This is a genomic window from Rheinheimera sp. KL1 (assembly GCF_001275035.1).
In the GTDB taxonomy this organism is placed as follows: domain Bacteria; phylum Pseudomonadota; class Gammaproteobacteria; order Enterobacterales; family Alteromonadaceae; genus Pararheinheimera; species Pararheinheimera tangshanensis.
Window position 1 is genome coordinate 16,482 of record NZ_LAMX01000026.1, and the last position, 14,658, is coordinate 31,139.

The 14,658-nt window shown below is 47.2% G+C and carries 23 protein-coding genes and 1 other RNA gene; all 24 read left to right on the forward strand.

The window, feature by feature from the left end:
* The 24 genes from WH43_RS14260 to WH43_RS14370 all read left to right on the forward strand — a co-directional run bounded on the left by WH43_RS14260 (position 1) and on the right by WH43_RS14370 (position 14,601).
* The gene (locus tag WH43_RS14260) at positions 1-582 is read left to right on the forward strand and encodes a hypothetical protein (protein WP_152342866.1); all 582 of its coding nucleotides are present in this window, start codon (positions 1-3) and stop codon (positions 580-582) included.
* On the forward strand, positions 579-1,073 hold the full coding sequence (locus tag WH43_RS20745; protein WP_053425270.1) for a hypothetical protein: 495 nt from the start codon (positions 579-581) through the stop codon (positions 1,071-1,073). The genes WH43_RS14260 and WH43_RS20745 overlap by 4 nt, the downstream gene beginning before the upstream one ends.
* A gap of 7 nt (positions 1,074-1,080) precedes the next feature.
* The gene (locus tag WH43_RS14270) at positions 1,081-1,353 is read left to right on the forward strand and encodes a Kil protein family (protein WP_053425271.1); all 273 of its coding nucleotides are present in this window, start codon (positions 1,081-1,083) and stop codon (positions 1,351-1,353) included.
* Positions 1,354-1,387: 34 nt separating this feature from the next.
* On the forward strand, positions 1,388-2,035 hold the full coding sequence (locus WH43_RS14275) for a DUF3164 family protein (protein ID WP_053425272.1): 648 nt from the start codon (positions 1,388-1,390) through the stop codon (positions 2,033-2,035).
* The gene (locus tag WH43_RS14280; protein WP_053425273.1) at positions 2,032-2,223 is read left to right on the forward strand and encodes a hypothetical protein; all 192 of its coding nucleotides are present in this window, start codon (positions 2,032-2,034) and stop codon (positions 2,221-2,223) included. The genes WH43_RS14275 and WH43_RS14280 overlap by 4 nt, the downstream gene beginning before the upstream one ends.
* On the forward strand, positions 2,220-2,483 hold the full coding sequence (locus tag WH43_RS14285; RefSeq protein ID WP_053425274.1) for a hypothetical protein: 264 nt from the start codon (positions 2,220-2,222) through the stop codon (positions 2,481-2,483). The genes WH43_RS14280 and WH43_RS14285 overlap by 4 nt, the downstream gene beginning before the upstream one ends.
* Positions 2,482-2,549, forward strand: an RNA gene (locus WH43_RS19865) — hammerhead ribozyme type II. The genes WH43_RS14285 and WH43_RS19865 overlap by 2 nt, the downstream gene beginning before the upstream one ends.
* Positions 2,550-2,556: 7 nt before the next feature.
* The gene (locus WH43_RS14290) at positions 2,557-3,141 is read left to right on the forward strand and encodes a gp16 family protein (protein ID WP_053425275.1); all 585 of its coding nucleotides are present in this window, start codon (positions 2,557-2,559) and stop codon (positions 3,139-3,141) included.
* Positions 3,138-3,458, forward strand: a complete 321-nt coding sequence (locus WH43_RS14295; protein WP_053425276.1) for an HI_1489 N-terminal domain-containing protein — start codon at positions 3,138-3,140, stop codon at positions 3,456-3,458. The genes WH43_RS14290 and WH43_RS14295 overlap by 4 nt, the downstream gene beginning before the upstream one ends.
* Before the next feature lie 157 nt (positions 3,459-3,615).
* Positions 3,616-4,041 carry a Mor transcription activator family protein gene (locus WH43_RS14300; protein ID WP_053425277.1) on the forward strand — a complete coding sequence of 142 codons (426 nt, stop codon included), beginning with the start codon at positions 3,616-3,618 and terminating at the stop codon, positions 4,039-4,041.
* Between the two features lie 71 nt (positions 4,042-4,112).
* Positions 4,113-5,582, forward strand: coding sequence for a hypothetical protein (locus WH43_RS14305; protein ID WP_053425278.1), 1,470 nt, complete (start codon positions 4,113-4,115; stop codon positions 5,580-5,582).
* Between the two features lies 1 nt (position 5,583).
* A complete protein-coding gene (locus tag WH43_RS14310) occupies positions 5,584-6,438 on the forward strand; it encodes a DNA adenine methylase (protein ID WP_053425279.1) in 855 nt (284 codons plus the stop codon).
* An 84-nt stretch (positions 6,439-6,522) separates the two neighbouring features.
* Entirely contained in the window at positions 6,523-6,957 is a 435-nt protein-coding gene (locus tag WH43_RS14315) for a DUF5675 family protein (protein ID WP_053425280.1), read from the forward strand.
* A gap of 2 nt (positions 6,958-6,959) precedes the next feature.
* Entirely contained in the window at positions 6,960-7,217 is a 258-nt protein-coding gene (locus WH43_RS14320) for a hypothetical protein (RefSeq protein ID WP_053425281.1), read from the forward strand.
* 2 nt (positions 7,218-7,219) lie between these two features.
* On the forward strand, positions 7,220-7,810 hold the full coding sequence (locus tag WH43_RS14325) for a hypothetical protein (protein ID WP_053425282.1): 591 nt from the start codon (positions 7,220-7,222) through the stop codon (positions 7,808-7,810).
* Complete coding sequence (locus tag WH43_RS20075) at positions 7,807-8,049, forward strand: TraR/DksA family transcriptional regulator (RefSeq protein WP_053425283.1); 243 nt, start codon at positions 7,807-7,809, stop codon at positions 8,047-8,049. The genes WH43_RS14325 and WH43_RS20075 overlap by 4 nt, the downstream gene beginning before the upstream one ends.
* Complete coding sequence (locus WH43_RS14335) at positions 8,034-8,381, forward strand: DUF2730 family protein (protein ID WP_152342867.1); 348 nt, start codon at positions 8,034-8,036, stop codon at positions 8,379-8,381. The genes WH43_RS20075 and WH43_RS14335 overlap by 16 nt, the downstream gene beginning before the upstream one ends.
* The gene (locus tag WH43_RS14340; protein WP_053425285.1) at positions 8,371-8,661 is read left to right on the forward strand and encodes a VpaChn25_0724 family phage protein; all 291 of its coding nucleotides are present in this window, start codon (positions 8,371-8,373) and stop codon (positions 8,659-8,661) included. The genes WH43_RS14335 and WH43_RS14340 overlap by 11 nt, the downstream gene beginning before the upstream one ends.
* 10 nt (positions 8,662-8,671) lie before the next feature.
* On the forward strand, positions 8,672-9,253 hold the full coding sequence (locus tag WH43_RS14345; protein ID WP_053425286.1) for a DUF3486 family protein: 582 nt from the start codon (positions 8,672-8,674) through the stop codon (positions 9,251-9,253).
* The gene (locus WH43_RS14350) at positions 9,250-10,872 is read left to right on the forward strand and encodes a terminase large subunit domain-containing protein (protein WP_286049775.1); all 1,623 of its coding nucleotides are present in this window, start codon (positions 9,250-9,252) and stop codon (positions 10,870-10,872) included. The genes WH43_RS14345 and WH43_RS14350 overlap by 4 nt, the downstream gene beginning before the upstream one ends.
* Positions 10,872-12,470 carry a DUF935 domain-containing protein gene (locus WH43_RS14355; RefSeq protein ID WP_053425287.1) on the forward strand — a complete coding sequence of 533 codons (1,599 nt, stop codon included), beginning with the start codon at positions 10,872-10,874 and terminating at the stop codon, positions 12,468-12,470. The genes WH43_RS14350 and WH43_RS14355 overlap by 1 nt, the downstream gene beginning before the upstream one ends.
* Positions 12,470-13,891 (forward strand): phage minor head protein, encoded by a 1,422-nt coding sequence (locus WH43_RS14360; protein ID WP_053425288.1) that lies wholly within the window; start codon positions 12,470-12,472, stop codon positions 13,889-13,891. Before WH43_RS14355 ends, WH43_RS14360 begins: the two co-directional genes overlap by 1 nt.
* Positions 13,892-14,155 carry a hypothetical protein gene (locus tag WH43_RS14365; RefSeq protein ID WP_053425289.1) on the forward strand — a complete coding sequence of 88 codons (264 nt, stop codon included), beginning with the start codon at positions 13,892-13,894 and terminating at the stop codon, positions 14,153-14,155. It abuts the gene before it with no gap.
* A complete protein-coding gene (locus WH43_RS14370) occupies positions 14,155-14,601 on the forward strand; it encodes a phage virion morphogenesis protein (RefSeq protein ID WP_053425290.1) in 447 nt (148 codons plus the stop codon). Before WH43_RS14365 ends, WH43_RS14370 begins: the two co-directional genes overlap by 1 nt.
* Positions 14,602-14,658 lie beyond the last annotated feature (57 nt).

The following is a 14,658-nucleotide window of genomic DNA, read 5'->3' on the forward strand; positions in this document are numbered from 1 at the left end:
ATGAACAAACACGAATTGGCATGGAACTACATGAAGCAAAAGGAAAGCTTTGAAGTGACAGAAGTTGCTAATGCAGTGGATATGGATATCGAAACGTTCCGTAAGTCGGTTAAGCGGCTTGAGGCAAAAGGCTTTGTAACTGTTGTCAGCGGCCCAGGTGTGGCTGGGCGTCCTTTCATCTACAAGGTAAACGCTAGCAACGATGCCGAGCCACAGTTTGGCAAAGGGGGCACAAAAGGAAGCAGACGCATTGAGCGCAAAGGCAAAACCGGACAGCAGCTGATCTGGAACAGTTTACGGATTAACCGAGTAGCCACCATCAGCATGATCGTAGCTGTAACTCAAGTATCCGCCAGAACTGTGCAGCGTTATCTGCACTCTTTGGAGAAAGCAGCCTATGTAACCTGCCGCCGTCCAGAGCGAAAAAACAGAAGTAATGAAGATCGGGTAGGTGACGAAGGTGCATGGGTGCTTAAGCGTGAAACTGGCCCTAAAGCTCCAATTCTTAGAAGAGGAGAGGGGTTTTGGGATCAGAACCAGCAAAAGCTTTATCCATTTATTGAAGCGGACGGTAACAAATGAAGTGGCTGAATGTGTTACGCCAGCAGGTAGAACTAAACGGTCAACGTCCTGTTGCTGAAAAACTGGGTGTCAGTAATGCCGTTGTAAGCCAGGTGGTTAACGAAAAATATCCTGGTGACATGAACCGCATTCAAGCATTGGTTGAAAGCGTCTATATGAGCAAAACAGTGCTTTGTCCTGTGCTTGGCGAAATAGCCTGGCACGCCTGCCATCAGCATCAAAAAAACGAGTTCACCAGCAACCCACAGAAGCTGCGGATTTACAGAGCTTGCCGCAGTGGTTGCGACAATTCAGACCTGCCAGTTACACAAAATGTGCAGCTTGATGCGTTAGCGAATCGCGGCAATACCAGCGCGAAATATGACGCCAGTGCCGTTATCAATCGCCTTAGCCGTCAGGCGGAAAACGAAGGTGGTCGGCATCGTTTGATTGATTTACTGCAAGACGAGTTACACAGCCTTGCAGCCCGTTTCAACAAGTTAGTGAAGTGAGGCAAATATGAAAACAACAAATGAAGTTAAAGCCGCTTTATATGGCGCTACAGCCGCTGTCGATGCACTTGCTGCCATCGGATGCAACGTCACTGACGTGTGTTTAGGCAACAAGCATCCAGTGATCACTATCGAGACACCATCGGAAGAAATAACCCCGAAAGGTGCTGAAGTGATCAGCGTGCGCAGCCAAGGTTGTGATCCTGTGCGTATTCAGGCCGCCCGCTTTAAAGGCTGTCTGGTTACTTGGAAAGCTGCCCCTGCAGCGTTAACTAATTAATCCCCCCAACTATCATCGCTAGAGGAACCCCCACATGAATTTACCCAAACAGCCACAGCAAATTGATTCATTGATCCCAGCTGGCTACTGGAAAGATGCGAAAGGTGCACTGATACCTGAAAGCAAAGTCAAAGAAATCGACAAGGCTCGCGATCAGTTAGTGAAAGAACTGATTGAGAAATCAATCAAGCTTAGTGCTCAAATGGCAGAGTTTAAACGTCAATCCTTTGCGGATATTGCCGCTTTTGTGGAGTTATCTGCTGAGCAATACGGTGCCAACCTTGGCGGTAAGAAAGGTAATTTATCGCTGTATTCCTATGATGGCCGTTTCAAAATTGTCCGCGCTATCTCAGACAGCATAGTTTTTGATGAGCGCATCCAAGCGGCTAAAGCTCTCATTGATGCTTGTGTCAAAGACTGGATTAAAAACGCCTCAGACGAAATTAAAGCCATTGTGGATAACGCCTTTGCTACCGACAAGCAAGGCAATATCAATACAGGCCGAGTTCTGCAGTTACGACGCTTAGAGATCAAAGACGAACGCTGGTTAAAGGCTATGGACGCTATCAGTGATTCATTGCAAGTAGTAGGTAGTAAGTCCTATATCCGTGTCTATGAACGCATAGGCGACACCGACCAGTACAAACCTATCCCTCTGGACTTAGCTGCGGTGCACTTATGAAGCGCCCTGATGATGAACTGATCCAGCAAGAAATTGCTGTAGAGCTAAGCCTGAAAGAACAGTTCGGTACTAACCAACCTCATCGCACTTATGAAGATGGCGTCATTGACGCCCTTCTGTGGGTGTTGGGTAACCAACAGCGCCCACAGAGTGCTGACATGGTTTTGATGAAGGCTCTTAACCAATGAGACCACATGACTTAGCTGCCGATACTCGTGCGCTTGTCTCAGCGTTACAGGACAGTCAGTACGAAAACGATTTGCTGAATCGTATAGCCAGCGAATCACCAACCTTCGTAGCTCTAGTGTTGGATTCTATGAAATCAATGGAAGAGTTTGGTGATGACCACGTGGCGACCTGGTTAGGTAGTTTTACTGATGGTCGGCCAAAAACACAGGTTCAGCTTGTTGTTACCCATAACCATGATTTCACGATTGACGAGGATTAAGCGAAACGCCCTACAGTTTAGGGCGTCTGCCAGTGGTGGTTCACTGGCACTGATGAGCAGCCAAGAGGTAGCAATGAATCAAGCAAACAAGATGAATGGCCAGTACAGCAAGCAATCGCTGATACGCCTAATTCATGTTGCCAAAACCAAGCTAAACATGGACGAAGAAAGCTACAGAGCGCATCTGGCGTTTTATGGCAACAACAAAAGCAGTAGTGCTCAAATGAGTATTCCAGAGTTAATTGCTGTGTATGAAGCCTTTAAAAAGTTGGGTTTTAAACCTGTTTTAAAAGCCGATAAAACAGCAGATAAAAAGCGTTTAAGCCCAAGCTCAGAGGATGGCCCGAAGGATGAACGCAGCGCTATCCGTGCTATTTGGATTTTTATGGCCAAACATGGATTTATCCAGGATGGCACTGAAACAGCGTTGAATATGTGGGTGCAACGTATGACGGCCCAGCATAATGGTGGCGAAGGTATTGCAGAGGTGCAATGGGTTCGCAATGAAGATGCAGTCAAGCTGCTCAACAGCATCAAGTTTTGGTGCCGTCGCTGCATGTTTCTGGCTCTGGAAAAGCAAGGGCACAGCATACATCGCCAGGCCAGCTATACGCAGGTACTGGAACGGTTTGAAAAGCACCTGGGGAAAACAGCATGAGGTTAGGCCGTTGCCCCGTATGCCATAGCCATATTCACCTAGAACAATTGGTTCAGGATGAAGCAGGCCGCCAGCTGTTGGGGTTAGTGTCAAAGCTGGGCTATCAATTGGGGCCAGCTTTGGTGGCTTACCTTGGCCTGTTTCGTCCTGAAAAGCGTGATTTAACCAATGACAGAGCACTTAGCCTGGCACAAGAAACTTTAGCACTTACTGCTAACCAACCTTTATTGGCTGAGTCATTGAGGGAAACCGTTACCGGCATTCAAAACAACCGGATCCGTGGCGACAAAAAAGCCTGGCCAATCACAACTACTTAAAACGAGTGATGGAAGCCAAAGCTGGAGCTGAGCCAGTAAAACCTGTGAAATCATCTATTGAGCTAAAGCAGGACACCCAAATTAGTGCCGAGGAGAACAACAGGTTATTTCAAGAACGAATGAAGCAGTTAGGCGGCAGAGATATAAGAGGTGCCACATGAATACTGAACAACAACTGGATGCCTTTGCATCCGATGCAGATTTGCAACATCTGCTGCAGGAGCTGGAGAACCTACCACCAGAGCAGCGTTGTGATGTAGTGAAGCGCGTTCCTGCCATGCTGCAAAGCATGATTGCTCTGTTTGAAGCCGAGTTAAAATGCCGGAATGTGAAGAATCCAGAGGATGTTGCTCAGCGCTTGATTGTGGCGCTGGCTCATTACTTTGGTGGTTTGCAAACCTACATCCCGCGCAACGAGAAACTGGCGAAAGAGCTGCGAAATATCCGCATATTCAAAGCTCATAAAGGCTCGAACATCGACCAACTTGCGCGGGAGTTTGGACTTACCCCAATGCAAATTTACAGCATTGTCGCTGAACAGTTGGCCGCGGAAAAAGCGCGTCGCCAATACAGATTGTTTTGAATTGTCTCTTCTATTGAGACGCTAACATCTTTTAGACTATAGTGTTGAAAAAGTTAAAAAGGATGTTAGTGATGATCAAACACGATTCTGTGCAGCTTGAAAAAATACTGATTAATACTGAAAACCCTAGATTTCCTGAACCTCAGGATGGTGAAAGATCAGCAATCAATAAAATGATTGAGTTACAAGGTGACAGGATCGTGCAACTTGCCCGTGATATATGTGAGTATGGTTTAGATCCAACCGAAAAAATCATAGTGATCCCTCATATTTCTGAGAAGGAGCACTTTACCGTGCTCGAAGGTAACCGCAGAATTACGGTTTTGAAGACGCTAAAAGAACCGAATCTAATAAACGATGATTTAGGTAAATTCAAAGATGTTTTTGCCAAACTTAGCAAGACTATTAATTCAATACCTAGTGCTCTTGAAGTTGTAATTGTTGATGAGCTGTCAGAGGCTGAACATTGGATTCGTCTAAAGCATACTGGACAAAATCAGGGAAGAAGCAGAGTTCAGTGGGAAACAATGGAACAAGACAGATTTCTCAATTCTCAAGGAGAGCAGTCGTTTTTAAGCCAGTTCTTGAAGTACTTGGAGAATGAACCACTATATAGTAGTTCTGTCGCATCAATTAAAGCTTCACTCAAAGCTACTAACTTAACTCGATTACTATCTGATCCCTCGGTAAGAGCTGCACTAAACCTTGAGGTCATTGACCGAAATTTATACTGCAATGTGACACCAAATGAATTCTTTCAGAAAAGTTCAGTTTTGCTTAGAGAAATCGAAGGAAAAGGTCAGTATCCGAACTTCACTGTAGAAAATATTTACTATAAAACAGACCGTTTAGATTTTTTAGCACGTGTTGGAATTTTAAAGACTATTCAGATACTGGATAAACCTTGGCAGTTAATGAAACCAAGCTCTTATACCCCTGTGTTTAAATCTAGCGAGGACTTGAATCATAAGCCGTCTAGTCATAACGAAAACCAGACTGATAAGGAGGGAGCTGCTAGCCAGAACAAAGGGCAAGCTGCAACTGAATTCAACACTAACGATGCAGCGACAAAAACTATCAAGCCACCACCATCACCTGAACGTGATAGGCTTATCCCCTCTGACGCAAAGTTAAATATCACAAACCAAAAGTGCAACGAGATTTTCAAGGAAATGAAAACAAAGATGCACCCAACCAATAACTATAAATACAGTTTAAGTGTTATGCTTCGCGTGTTCATTGAGATGAGCCTGTTAGAGTATATCGAAAACAAAATGCCTGCAGGCACAAAAAACCAAATGGAGCAGAACAATAAAGACGGTTTACATGACAAAGTTGTTGCGGTAAGTAACCATTTAAAGTTGTCTGGTGCATTATCGAGTTCTTTAGCTCAAGCGATTCAGACCTACTCTGGTTCAGAGTTCAAATCAAAAGGTCAATTACAACAATTTATCCACAATCCTAACATGCATCCAGAAAAACATAAGCTCAACGTTATGTGGGACTCATGCTACCCATTGATACATGCAATTTGGAAATAAGATGAAGTTTCATACACCGCTTCGATATCCCGGAGGAAAAGGGAAGCTTTCGTATTTTATTAAAGCTCTGTTAGAAAAAAATAGCTTAGTTGACGGGCATTACGTGGAGCCGTTTGCTGGTGGTGCGGGTATTGCGTTAGAACTTCTGCAACAGGAATATGTGAGCCACATACACATCAACGACATAGACAAAGCTGTTTTCTCATTTTGGTTTTCTATTCTTAATTATACAGAGGAATTTTGCAGATTGATTTATGACACGGACGTGAACATGGATGAATGGCACAAGCAAAGACAAATTTTGAAAAATGGTCAGGAGCCACTGGAACTTGGATTTGCAGCTTTTTTTCTCAATAGAACTAATAGGTCTGGAATCTTAAACGCCGGAGTTATAGGTGGATTAGCACAAGCAGGGAAATGGAAATTAGATGCTCGTTTTAACAAAATCGACCTGATTAAACGTATTGAAACTATAGCACTAAGAAGTGAACGAATTCATATCCATAACGAAGATGCTATCAGTTTTTTGTCTTCAATAAGAAAACGACTGCCTAAACGTTCACTGGTTTATCTAGATCCTCCCTATTATGTAAAGGGACAGGGCTTGTATAGAAATTTTTATGAGCATAAAGACCATGAGAATATTAGGGATTTTGTATCTCAAATGGACGAGATTCCTTGGTTGGTGTCCTATGATAATTGTGAACAGATAAAATCAATTTATTCGTCCTTTGAAACCTTTGAATACTCGTTGCAGTACACTGCTCAAGATAAAAAAGTCGGTTCTGAGTTGATGGTGCTTTCAAAACGTTTACTTATGCCAGATGTTCAACTAGGTAAATCAGTTGCAGCTTAGGTTAATTAGCAAAACCCTTTAATCCGTACCTAAATCAAATGCTCGCTAATCTGTGGTTAACCAACGTTAACCCGGATTGGCGAGATGTCAGAAGCCCTTTGTCTATACCTTAAAACCCATAGTTTTTCCCACGGCACCTTTGGTGAGTTGTTCAACGCAACCACTGGGGAACGTATTTGCGTCACTGTCGAATGCCCTTGGCTAAACAACGTGCCAGGCAAAAGCTGCTTACCTGCTGGTGACTACATTGTCGAAGCCCACGTCAGCCCTCGCTTTGGCCCGTGCTTAATCATCACAGCCCCAACTCTTGGCGTTACCAAAGAAGGCCCGTCTCTTCGCACTCATTGCCTATTTCATTCAGCCAATCTGCCCAGCCAATTACAAGGCTGTGTTGCGCCAGGCAAAGCCTTTGGTGTGGTCAGTGGTGAATGGGCAGTACTGGATTCAAAAGGTGCTCTGCAAAAGCTGCTAGTTCTGGTCGGTAGCGACAAAGTACCACTGCGTATAGAGCGCAACTAGCTATGGGTAAAAACTGGGAATGGAGCAGCCAGCAAGGCAAAGAAAAGCGCCTTGAGGCTGAGAAGCTATCGCATGAAAGCGGTGCACCAGTTCCGGCAAAACCACCTCTGCATAGCCGTGACGGAACCATGCAGGACTTATTCGAAAAAGGCTGGTTCGGCGTGACTCCTGTCGAAATCCAGCGCCATATCAAACCACCCGCACCACTTGGTTCTGTACTTACAGAGAATAAGCGGCTGCGGGAATTATTAGGAATCTAGCCATGTCCATTGCCATTGCTACAGGCATTGCCTCGTTAGCCGTTGAATACGGCCCCAGTGTGATCCGCAGTATCAGCAGCTTGTTTGGTGGCAATAAAACCGCTGACAAGGTAGCCGACATTGTAGAAAGCGTGGGCCAGTTGACGTTAAAACCACAAGATAAAGTCGCCGCCGTGGCACAGCAAATTGCTGCGTTACCACCCGCAGAGTTTGTGGAGCTGGAGCGTATTAAGCTTGAGCTGGAGAAAGAACAAACCCGCCGCCAGGAGTTGGAGAACCAACGCTATAGCGCTCAACTGACTGACCAGCAAGCCAGTCACGCCGAAACCCAAGCCACTATCCGTGCTGGTGATGGTGCCACTGATGAATACGTCCGCCGCACCCGCCCTTTGATGGCCCGCCAGTCCTTTTATGCAGGCACAGCTTATGTGCTCTTGATGGCCATGCTGGAGGCTTTTGGTAAAGGCTCAGGCCCAGATTGGTACATCGCCATGACGGTCTACACCCCAGCGTTGGGTTACCTGGGGCTGCGCACTATTGACGGCTTTGCGCCATTCGGAAAATCAAGCAAGGACAAGCCGACAAAACCATGAGCGACTTATTAGACAGAGCCAGCGAACTGGAGCAGCAACAACGCGACCAGGCATTAAAAGCGGCCTTAACCAAACCCAAAGAAGCGCAGGACATCGACGCCGAAGGCAACCACTACTGCGTGGACTGCGGCGAACAAATCCCGGCACAACGCCTTGTCGCTTTACCCCATGCGGTCTGCTGCATCGACTGCCAGAGCGTCCGTGAACATGAAAGGAAAAAGCTGTGTTCGAAGATATGAATTACTCCGGCGCCAAGTTCTGGCTAGACGCTGGCCAGCTTTTATTCACAACCATCATTGGCCTGTACGTCTGGCTTAGCAAGGGCCCGAAAGAAAACAAAAAGGATTTGGACGCCTTAAAAGTTCAGGTGGATGAGCAGCAAACCCAGATAGAAAAGATTGAGCTGAAGCTGGAGTACATCCCAACCAAAGACGAATTCCACGCCCTGGACAATAAGGTCACGGGACTGGTTGGTCAGGTGGATAGCGTGCATGGCCGTATGCGTTCTATTGAGGGCAAGCTGGATTTGCTGATTGAAAACGAATTAAGGGGAAACACCAATGCTCGGTAATTTAATGAAAGAACATCAGCGCTTAGTGGTGCTGCGGCTACTAGCCGAAGATACGGGCTATGACCTGAACGAGTCGATTTTGCATGACGGTATTAATGCTGTTGGCCTGAGTATCAGCCGTGATGGTTTGCGTGTCGAATTGGCCTGGTTAGAAGAGCAAGGCTTAATTGAGTTGAGCAAAGTGGGCTCTATTCAAATTGCCAAACTGACCCAGCGCGGTTTAGATGCTGCGGAAGGTCGCGTCAAAATTCCAGGCATCAAGCGCCCAAGCCCAAACTAAAAGGTGTGCCATGACGGATAAAGTAACCCGTGGCCGCCGCAGTAAAGTAGACCTGCTTCCTGAAGCAATTCGCCAGGAACTAGATTCAAAACTGCGTGATGGCCGTCTTACCCAACAAGACGTTCTCGATTATATCAACGACCTGATAGACCAAAGCCAGCTACCACCTGAAGACAAAGAAGAGTTAAAGCTGTCCCGCTCCGGGCTTAATCGCTATGCCAGCCACTTAGAAACCATAGGCAAAGACTTGCGTGAAATTCGTGAGGTCAGCAATGCGTTGGTGGCTCAGTTAGGCGATAAGCCAACGGGGGACGTCAGCCGAATGATTTTAGAGATAGGCCGCACTCAGTTGTTCAAAGCCATGATGACCAATTCCAGCAAAGAGGAAATGGACATCGGCATGATTAAAGACGCCATGCTGGCCGCTCAGCGCTTGGAGGCCGCCGCTATGCACAGCCACAAGCGCGAAAAAGAGATCCGCCAGTTGTTCGCTGCTGAAGTTGCTGCGGCCACTGAAAAAGTCGCTAAGTCTGCAGGCTTAACAGCGGATGGTGTTGCACTTCTGAAACGTGAAATTTTGGGGATCGCATGAAGTTAAAGCAGGTGGCTCAGGCAGCGGTTGCAGCCGCAACTATTGCGATGACGCCGGTGGCACAGGCTATCCATGATTCTGTTCAGCACCATGTCAGTACCCTGATTCAGTTCAACCCGTCTGAGGTGCTGCTGGGTTACCAGAAGCGCTGGATAGCCGATGAAAGCCCGTTAAAAATTGCTGAGAAAAGCCGTCGTACCGGCTTAACCTGGGCAGAAGCCGCAGATGCTGTTTTATGCGCTTCTACAGCTCGCAGCCACGGTGGCTGCAACCACTTCTATGTTGGCTCCAACAAAGAAATGGCGCGGGAGTTTATCGAAGCGGCGGCTATGTGGGCCAAAGCCTTTGATAAGGCGGCAGGCGAAGTATCCGAAGAAGTTTTCGTGGACGAGGGGCAAGAAGGTAAAGAAATTCTAACCTTCGTTGTGCACTTCGCCAGTGGCTTTAAAATTCAGGCTCTAAGCTCTAACCCGTCCAATCTGCGCGGTATGCAAGGCAATGTGACTATTGACGAAGCCGCATTCCATGACCGCTTAGCTGAAGTCCTAAAAGCCGCCTTGGCGCTTACCATGTGGGGCAGCAAGGTACGTTTAATCAGCACCCACAATGGCACCGACAACCTGTTTAATCAGTTGATCCAAGACAGTCGGGCTGGCAAAAAACGTTACTCCGTCCATACCATCACCCTGGATGATGCGTGCCGTGAGGGCTTGTATCAGCGGATTTGTCAGATCCGCAAACAGCCCTGGTCCATAGATAAAGAAGAAGAATGGAAAAATGGCTTACTCAAAGACACGGCCACTGAAGAGGACGCGTTAGAAGAATACTTCTGCGTGCCTAAAGCGGGCTCTGGTGTGTATGTAAAACGGATTCTGATTGAGCGCGCAATGGTCAAAGACCATAGCATTCCGATAGTGCGCTTTACCGCACCCAAGGATTTTGAGCTTCAGACAGACACAGAACGCCAACGCATCGTCACTGAATGGCTGGAGAACAATCTTCAGTTCTTACTTGAACAGTTGCCTAAAGATTGCCGCCATGTGTTTGGCGAAGACTTTGCCCGCAAAGGCGACTTATCAGTTTTTGTGCCTCTCACTATCAAGCCGGACTTAACTAAACGAGTGCCTTTTGTGGTGGAGCTATCAAACGCCACCTATGAAGCGCAGCGCCAAATCCTAATGTTTATCCTGGATAGATTACCGCGCTTTACCGCCGCAGCATTTGATAGCACCGGCAACGGTGGCTATTTAGCTGAAACAGCACGTCTCAAGTTCGGCACAGAAATGGTGGACTGCGTGATGCTGAGCCAAGCCTGGTATCGCGAGTGGATGCCAAAACTTAAAGCAGAGTTTGACGACGGCTTTATCGAAATACCGCGCCACCAGGACATCATCGACGACCTTTGCAAAATCCAAATGAAAAATGGTGTGCCGCAAATTGAGAAAGGATCCGGCAAGGGAGCCGATGGCCAACAGCGTCACGGCGACTTTGCTGTCGCTCTGGCAATGGCTATTCGTGCAAGTTGGATGGAAGGCGGCGCTATCGACTTTACCCCAGTTACAGCACTTCACCAGGGCGATGACCCCTCTGAAATTTCCTACTCATCAGGATGTTATTAATGCACCAGGATAAAAATGGCACTCTGTACCGAGTGCGCGAAAAAGAACTAGCCACAAAGCAAACCGATAACAGCCCGCGCATTATTCAACTGCGCCGGGAGTTTGCAGAGCACCCAAGCCGTGGCTTAAACCCTGCCACCTTGGCGGTAATTCTAACGGATGCAGAACAAGGCAACCTGTTAGGGCAGTGTTATCTGGCGGAAGACATTGAAGAAAAAGACGGCCATATCCATGCCGAACTCTTTAAACGACGCATGGCATTAACCAGCGTACCTTTTAGTATAGAGCCGCCTCGCAATGCTTCTGCACAGGAAAAGAAAGACGCTGCCAATTACGCTGACATATTTGCCGACATCCCGGATTTTGAAGATGTGATCTTCAATATGTCGGATGCCATTTTGAAGGGCTTTAGCAATATCGAATACTGTTGGGAAAGTTATAACAACTTTCGGATCCCGTCCGCCTTCGAGCATCGCTTAGCCACATGGTTTCAGTTGTCACAGCACGATCAAAACAAATTGGTGCTGCGTAATGGCTCCGCCGAAGGCGAAGAGCTGCAGTCGTTTAACTGGATCCAGCACCGTCATGCCAGTAGGAGTGGCTATGTAGCCCGAACTGGTTTAGTTCGTCAGTTAGCCTGGCCTTTTATCTTTAAAAACTATTCGGTGCGTGATCTGGCTGAATTTTTAGAGATTTACGGTATTCCAATTCGTATTGGTAAATATCCATCTGGCGCAACACAGGACGAGAAAAACAAGCTGTTACAGGCGGTATGGAGCGTAGGCCACAACAGCGCTGGCATTATGCCAAAAGGCATGGAAATGGAGTTTATTGAAGCAGCCAAAGGCGGCGGTGAGCCCTTCATGACTATGATGAATTGGTGTGAGCGGATCCAATCTAAAGTTATCCTGGGGCAGACATTAACAGCGCAGGTGGACAGCTCCGGCAGTCAGGCGCTGGGTAATGTCCATAATGAAGTCCGGTTAGATATTCGTGATCATGATTTACGCCAAATCGCCAGTACCTTAAACAGCCATGTGTTATGGCCAATGCATATGCTCAATGGCAAGTCATACAACGGTGATCCTCGTCGCATGCCACGCCTGGTATTTGATACTCAGACACCAGAAGATATTAAAACCTTCTCAGAAGCCTTGCCGAAGCTGGTTGGCGTGGGTATGAAAATTCCTGAAAGTTGGGCGCATACCAAGTTAATGATCCCACAGGCTGAGAACAATGAACCAGTATTAGGTGTTCCAACGGCAGCACCTATCCACTCAGTGACACCTGAAACCAAAGACAAAACTGCCTCTTTGCGCCTGGCATTGGCCTCACTTAAAGCCACCAATTCAGTCGAAGAGCCTGATACCGCTGATTTACTGGCTAAGCAGCTTAGGAGTAAAGCCGCTCCGGTGATGGCCAAGCTAATGAAACCTATTGAAGAACTGGTGCAAAACGCTTCCAGCCTGGAAGAGCTGATGCAGCAACTGCTGGATTTGGAAGGGAAGCTGAATGACACAGAATTGCAGGAACTGCTGCAGTTAGCCTTAGCTGCTGCTGAGCTGGCTGGCCGTTACGACGTTGAGCAAGGTGACTGATGGCCATCGGCAAAACTCAGTATGGTTCGCTGCCATTTAAAGAGGCCATCGCGTTTTTCAGGGCCAAGCTTAATTTGCCCGGTGAACGCTGGACCGATGTATGGAAGGAACAGCACGACACAGCATTCACTGTAGCAGGAGCTATGACCACCAGTTTACTGGCGGATTTACGCAAAGCCGTGGACTCTGCGATAGCCGAAGGCAAGAGTTTAAAGTGGTTTAAACGCGAGTTTAAAAACATCGTTAAACGCACTGGCTGGGAGCATACCGGTGATGCAGCTTGGCGCGCAGGTATCATTTACGACACCAACATGCGTCAAAATTATAATGGTGGTCGTTACAAGCAACTGCAAAACTTTGAGTTCTGGCGCTACGTGCATGGCGATAGCCGCTCACCACGACCTGCACATTTGGCTAATCATAATAAAATACTACCCCGCACCAGTCCATGGTGGGATGTCTGGTTTCCTCAAAATGGTTGGGGCTGTAAGTGCCGTGTGGTTGGTGAAACCAAGCAAAGTCTGGCTCGGAAGAAACTGCAGGTATCTCCAGAGCCAGTAATTGAAATGCGGGAGTGGACAGATAAAAAAACTGGCGAAGTGCACTGGGTAGCCAAAGGCATTGATCCGGGTTTCGATTACGCACCAGGGAAAGTAAGCAGCAGTGAAATAGCTAAGCAGCAAGTGGCAGAGCAACCGCCTTTATCAGAGCGTTTACCAGAGCGCCTGGTGCCGTCAGCATTTAGCACAGTGCCTGGTGTGAACGTGCACCGGCTGAATGAAAAGCTGCAAGAGTTAATGCAGACAAGTGCAGCACCAGAAGTAACCCAGCTCAGTGCTTTCATTAAAAAACATGATGTGAAAACACTGTTTATCAAGCAGGCCGAAATGAACCCTAAAGCGGTTGCAGCAACAAAGATAGTGGCTGATGTACAGAGTTATGTAGGTAAGCAGCCTGGTTATCATCCTATGTCGCTAATGACCACCAAAGGCTATTTAAACGCTGATGGTTTTACATCCAGAGTCTTTAACCATGTGGTGATCAAAACAAACACCGACATGGTTTTAAGCCGCGCTGTGATTAATGAAATGCGCCGTAGCGTGGATGCAGTTGTTCTTTTAAAACAAAGCGGCCAGCCTGCATTTACTCTGTCAGACTTTATCAAACGCTTTAATACGAATGGGCAAGATGCCGCTATTCTGACAAACTGGCTGCATGAAATCGGCCATCAGGTGCACTACAAAGCGGGATTGCCTTATAGCCGGTTATACGACTGGCTTACCACCTACGGCCAAACCAATAGTAAAGAATGGCATGCAGAGTTGTTTGTGATGTGGGTTTTAAATCGCAAAGCGTTAGAGTCTTGGAACAAAGACATTGCGCTATACTTCGATAACTTAATGAAACAGGTACTGCAGTAAATGGATATTTTAGACAAAGTTCAGCAGATGCTGGCCGATGGCACGTACCCTAAGCCGGAGCCAACGCCTTACAGTGATCAAGCATTTGATGTGCTAAAGGCTGATTTGCCCTTTGAGGAAAAGCTTAACCAAATTCGTGAGCTACAGAAGTTGGCTAATGCCGCAGGTGGTGAAGACGCCAACCGCTTCGGCTGGGTCTTCGAGTCTGTTTATGCTGATGCCACTGAAGAACAAATCAAATTGATGTACCAGGACGCCGAGTAATGGCTGGCGCATTTATCCAGGTAAAGCTAAAAGGTCATACCGAGCTGGTGACCACGTTAAACCAGCTAATAAAAAACGGTGCCGACCTAACACCGGCGCTATCCCAAATTGGTGAATACCTGCTGGAATCACACCATGCCCGCTTTCAACTGGAAGTTGCACCAGATGGCACTCCTTGGGAACCGTTGGCCCCTGAAACGTTAAAGCGTAAAAAAGGAGAAGATAGGATCCTGCAGGACAAAGGTTATCTGCGTGATCTGCTAAGTTATGAAGCGTCAATCAACCAATTGCTGTTTGGCTCTAATCTGGAATATGCCGCCACTCACCAGTTTGGCCGTGAAGAGGACGGCATAGTGCAACGCGAGTTCTTGGGTTTAACCTCTGGCCCTTGGAACGATGGCGACGAAATACTGGCGATTCTGCAAGACCACCTTCAGGTGAGTTAAGGCTTCTAAAACGCATTTTAAGCGCTTGAGCGGGTTTTACTGCGATGGGTGTATGGG

Excerpts from the sequence above, each read along its gene's own strand:
- WH43_RS14300 (WP_053425277.1), top strand. The coding sequence starts at position 3,616 with ATGAATACTGAACAACAACTGGATGCCTTTGCATCCGATGCAGATTTG.
- WH43_RS14295 (WP_053425276.1), top strand. The coding sequence starts at position 3,138 with ATGAGGTTAGGCCGTTGCCCCGTATGCCATAGCCATATTCACCTAGAA.
- WH43_RS14345 (WP_053425286.1), top strand. The coding sequence starts at position 8,672 with ATGACGGATAAAGTAACCCGTGGCCGCCGCAGTAAAGTAGACCTGCTT.
- WH43_RS14355 (WP_053425287.1), top strand. The coding sequence starts at position 10,872 with ATGCACCAGGATAAAAATGGCACTCTGTACCGAGTGCGCGAAAAAGAA.
- WH43_RS14280 (WP_053425273.1), top strand. The coding sequence starts at position 2,032 with ATGAAGCGCCCTGATGATGAACTGATCCAGCAAGAAATTGCTGTAGAG.
- WH43_RS14310 (WP_053425279.1), top strand. The coding sequence starts at position 5,584 with ATGAAGTTTCATACACCGCTTCGATATCCCGGAGGAAAAGGGAAGCTT.
- WH43_RS14350 (WP_286049775.1), top strand. The coding sequence starts at position 9,250 with ATGAAGTTAAAGCAGGTGGCTCAGGCAGCGGTTGCAGCCGCAACTATT.
- WH43_RS14270 (WP_053425271.1), top strand. The coding sequence starts at position 1,081 with ATGAAAACAACAAATGAAGTTAAAGCCGCTTTATATGGCGCTACAGCC.
- WH43_RS14365 (WP_053425289.1), top strand. The coding sequence starts at position 13,892 with ATGGATATTTTAGACAAAGTTCAGCAGATGCTGGCCGATGGCACGTAC.
- WH43_RS14275 (WP_053425272.1), top strand. The coding sequence starts at position 1,388 with ATGAATTTACCCAAACAGCCACAGCAAATTGATTCATTGATCCCAGCT.
- WH43_RS14285 (WP_053425274.1), top strand. The coding sequence starts at position 2,220 with ATGAGACCACATGACTTAGCTGCCGATACTCGTGCGCTTGTCTCAGCG.
- WH43_RS14260 (WP_152342866.1), top strand. The coding sequence starts at position 1 with ATGAACAAACACGAATTGGCATGGAACTACATGAAGCAAAAGGAAAGC.
- WH43_RS14340 (WP_053425285.1), top strand. The coding sequence starts at position 8,371 with ATGCTCGGTAATTTAATGAAAGAACATCAGCGCTTAGTGGTGCTGCGG.
- WH43_RS14325 (WP_053425282.1), top strand. The coding sequence starts at position 7,220 with ATGTCCATTGCCATTGCTACAGGCATTGCCTCGTTAGCCGTTGAATAC.
- WH43_RS14315 (WP_053425280.1), top strand. The coding sequence starts at position 6,523 with ATGTCAGAAGCCCTTTGTCTATACCTTAAAACCCATAGTTTTTCCCAC.
- WH43_RS20075 (WP_053425283.1), top strand. The coding sequence starts at position 7,807 with ATGAGCGACTTATTAGACAGAGCCAGCGAACTGGAGCAGCAACAACGC.
- WH43_RS14290 (WP_053425275.1), top strand. The coding sequence starts at position 2,557 with ATGAATCAAGCAAACAAGATGAATGGCCAGTACAGCAAGCAATCGCTG.
- WH43_RS20745 (WP_053425270.1), top strand. The coding sequence starts at position 579 with ATGAAGTGGCTGAATGTGTTACGCCAGCAGGTAGAACTAAACGGTCAA.
- WH43_RS14320 (WP_053425281.1), top strand. The coding sequence starts at position 6,960 with ATGGGTAAAAACTGGGAATGGAGCAGCCAGCAAGGCAAAGAAAAGCGC.
- WH43_RS14305 (WP_053425278.1), top strand. The coding sequence starts at position 4,113 with ATGATCAAACACGATTCTGTGCAGCTTGAAAAAATACTGATTAATACT.
- WH43_RS14360 (WP_053425288.1), top strand. The coding sequence starts at position 12,470 with ATGGCCATCGGCAAAACTCAGTATGGTTCGCTGCCATTTAAAGAGGCC.
- WH43_RS14370 (WP_053425290.1), top strand. The coding sequence starts at position 14,155 with ATGGCTGGCGCATTTATCCAGGTAAAGCTAAAAGGTCATACCGAGCTG.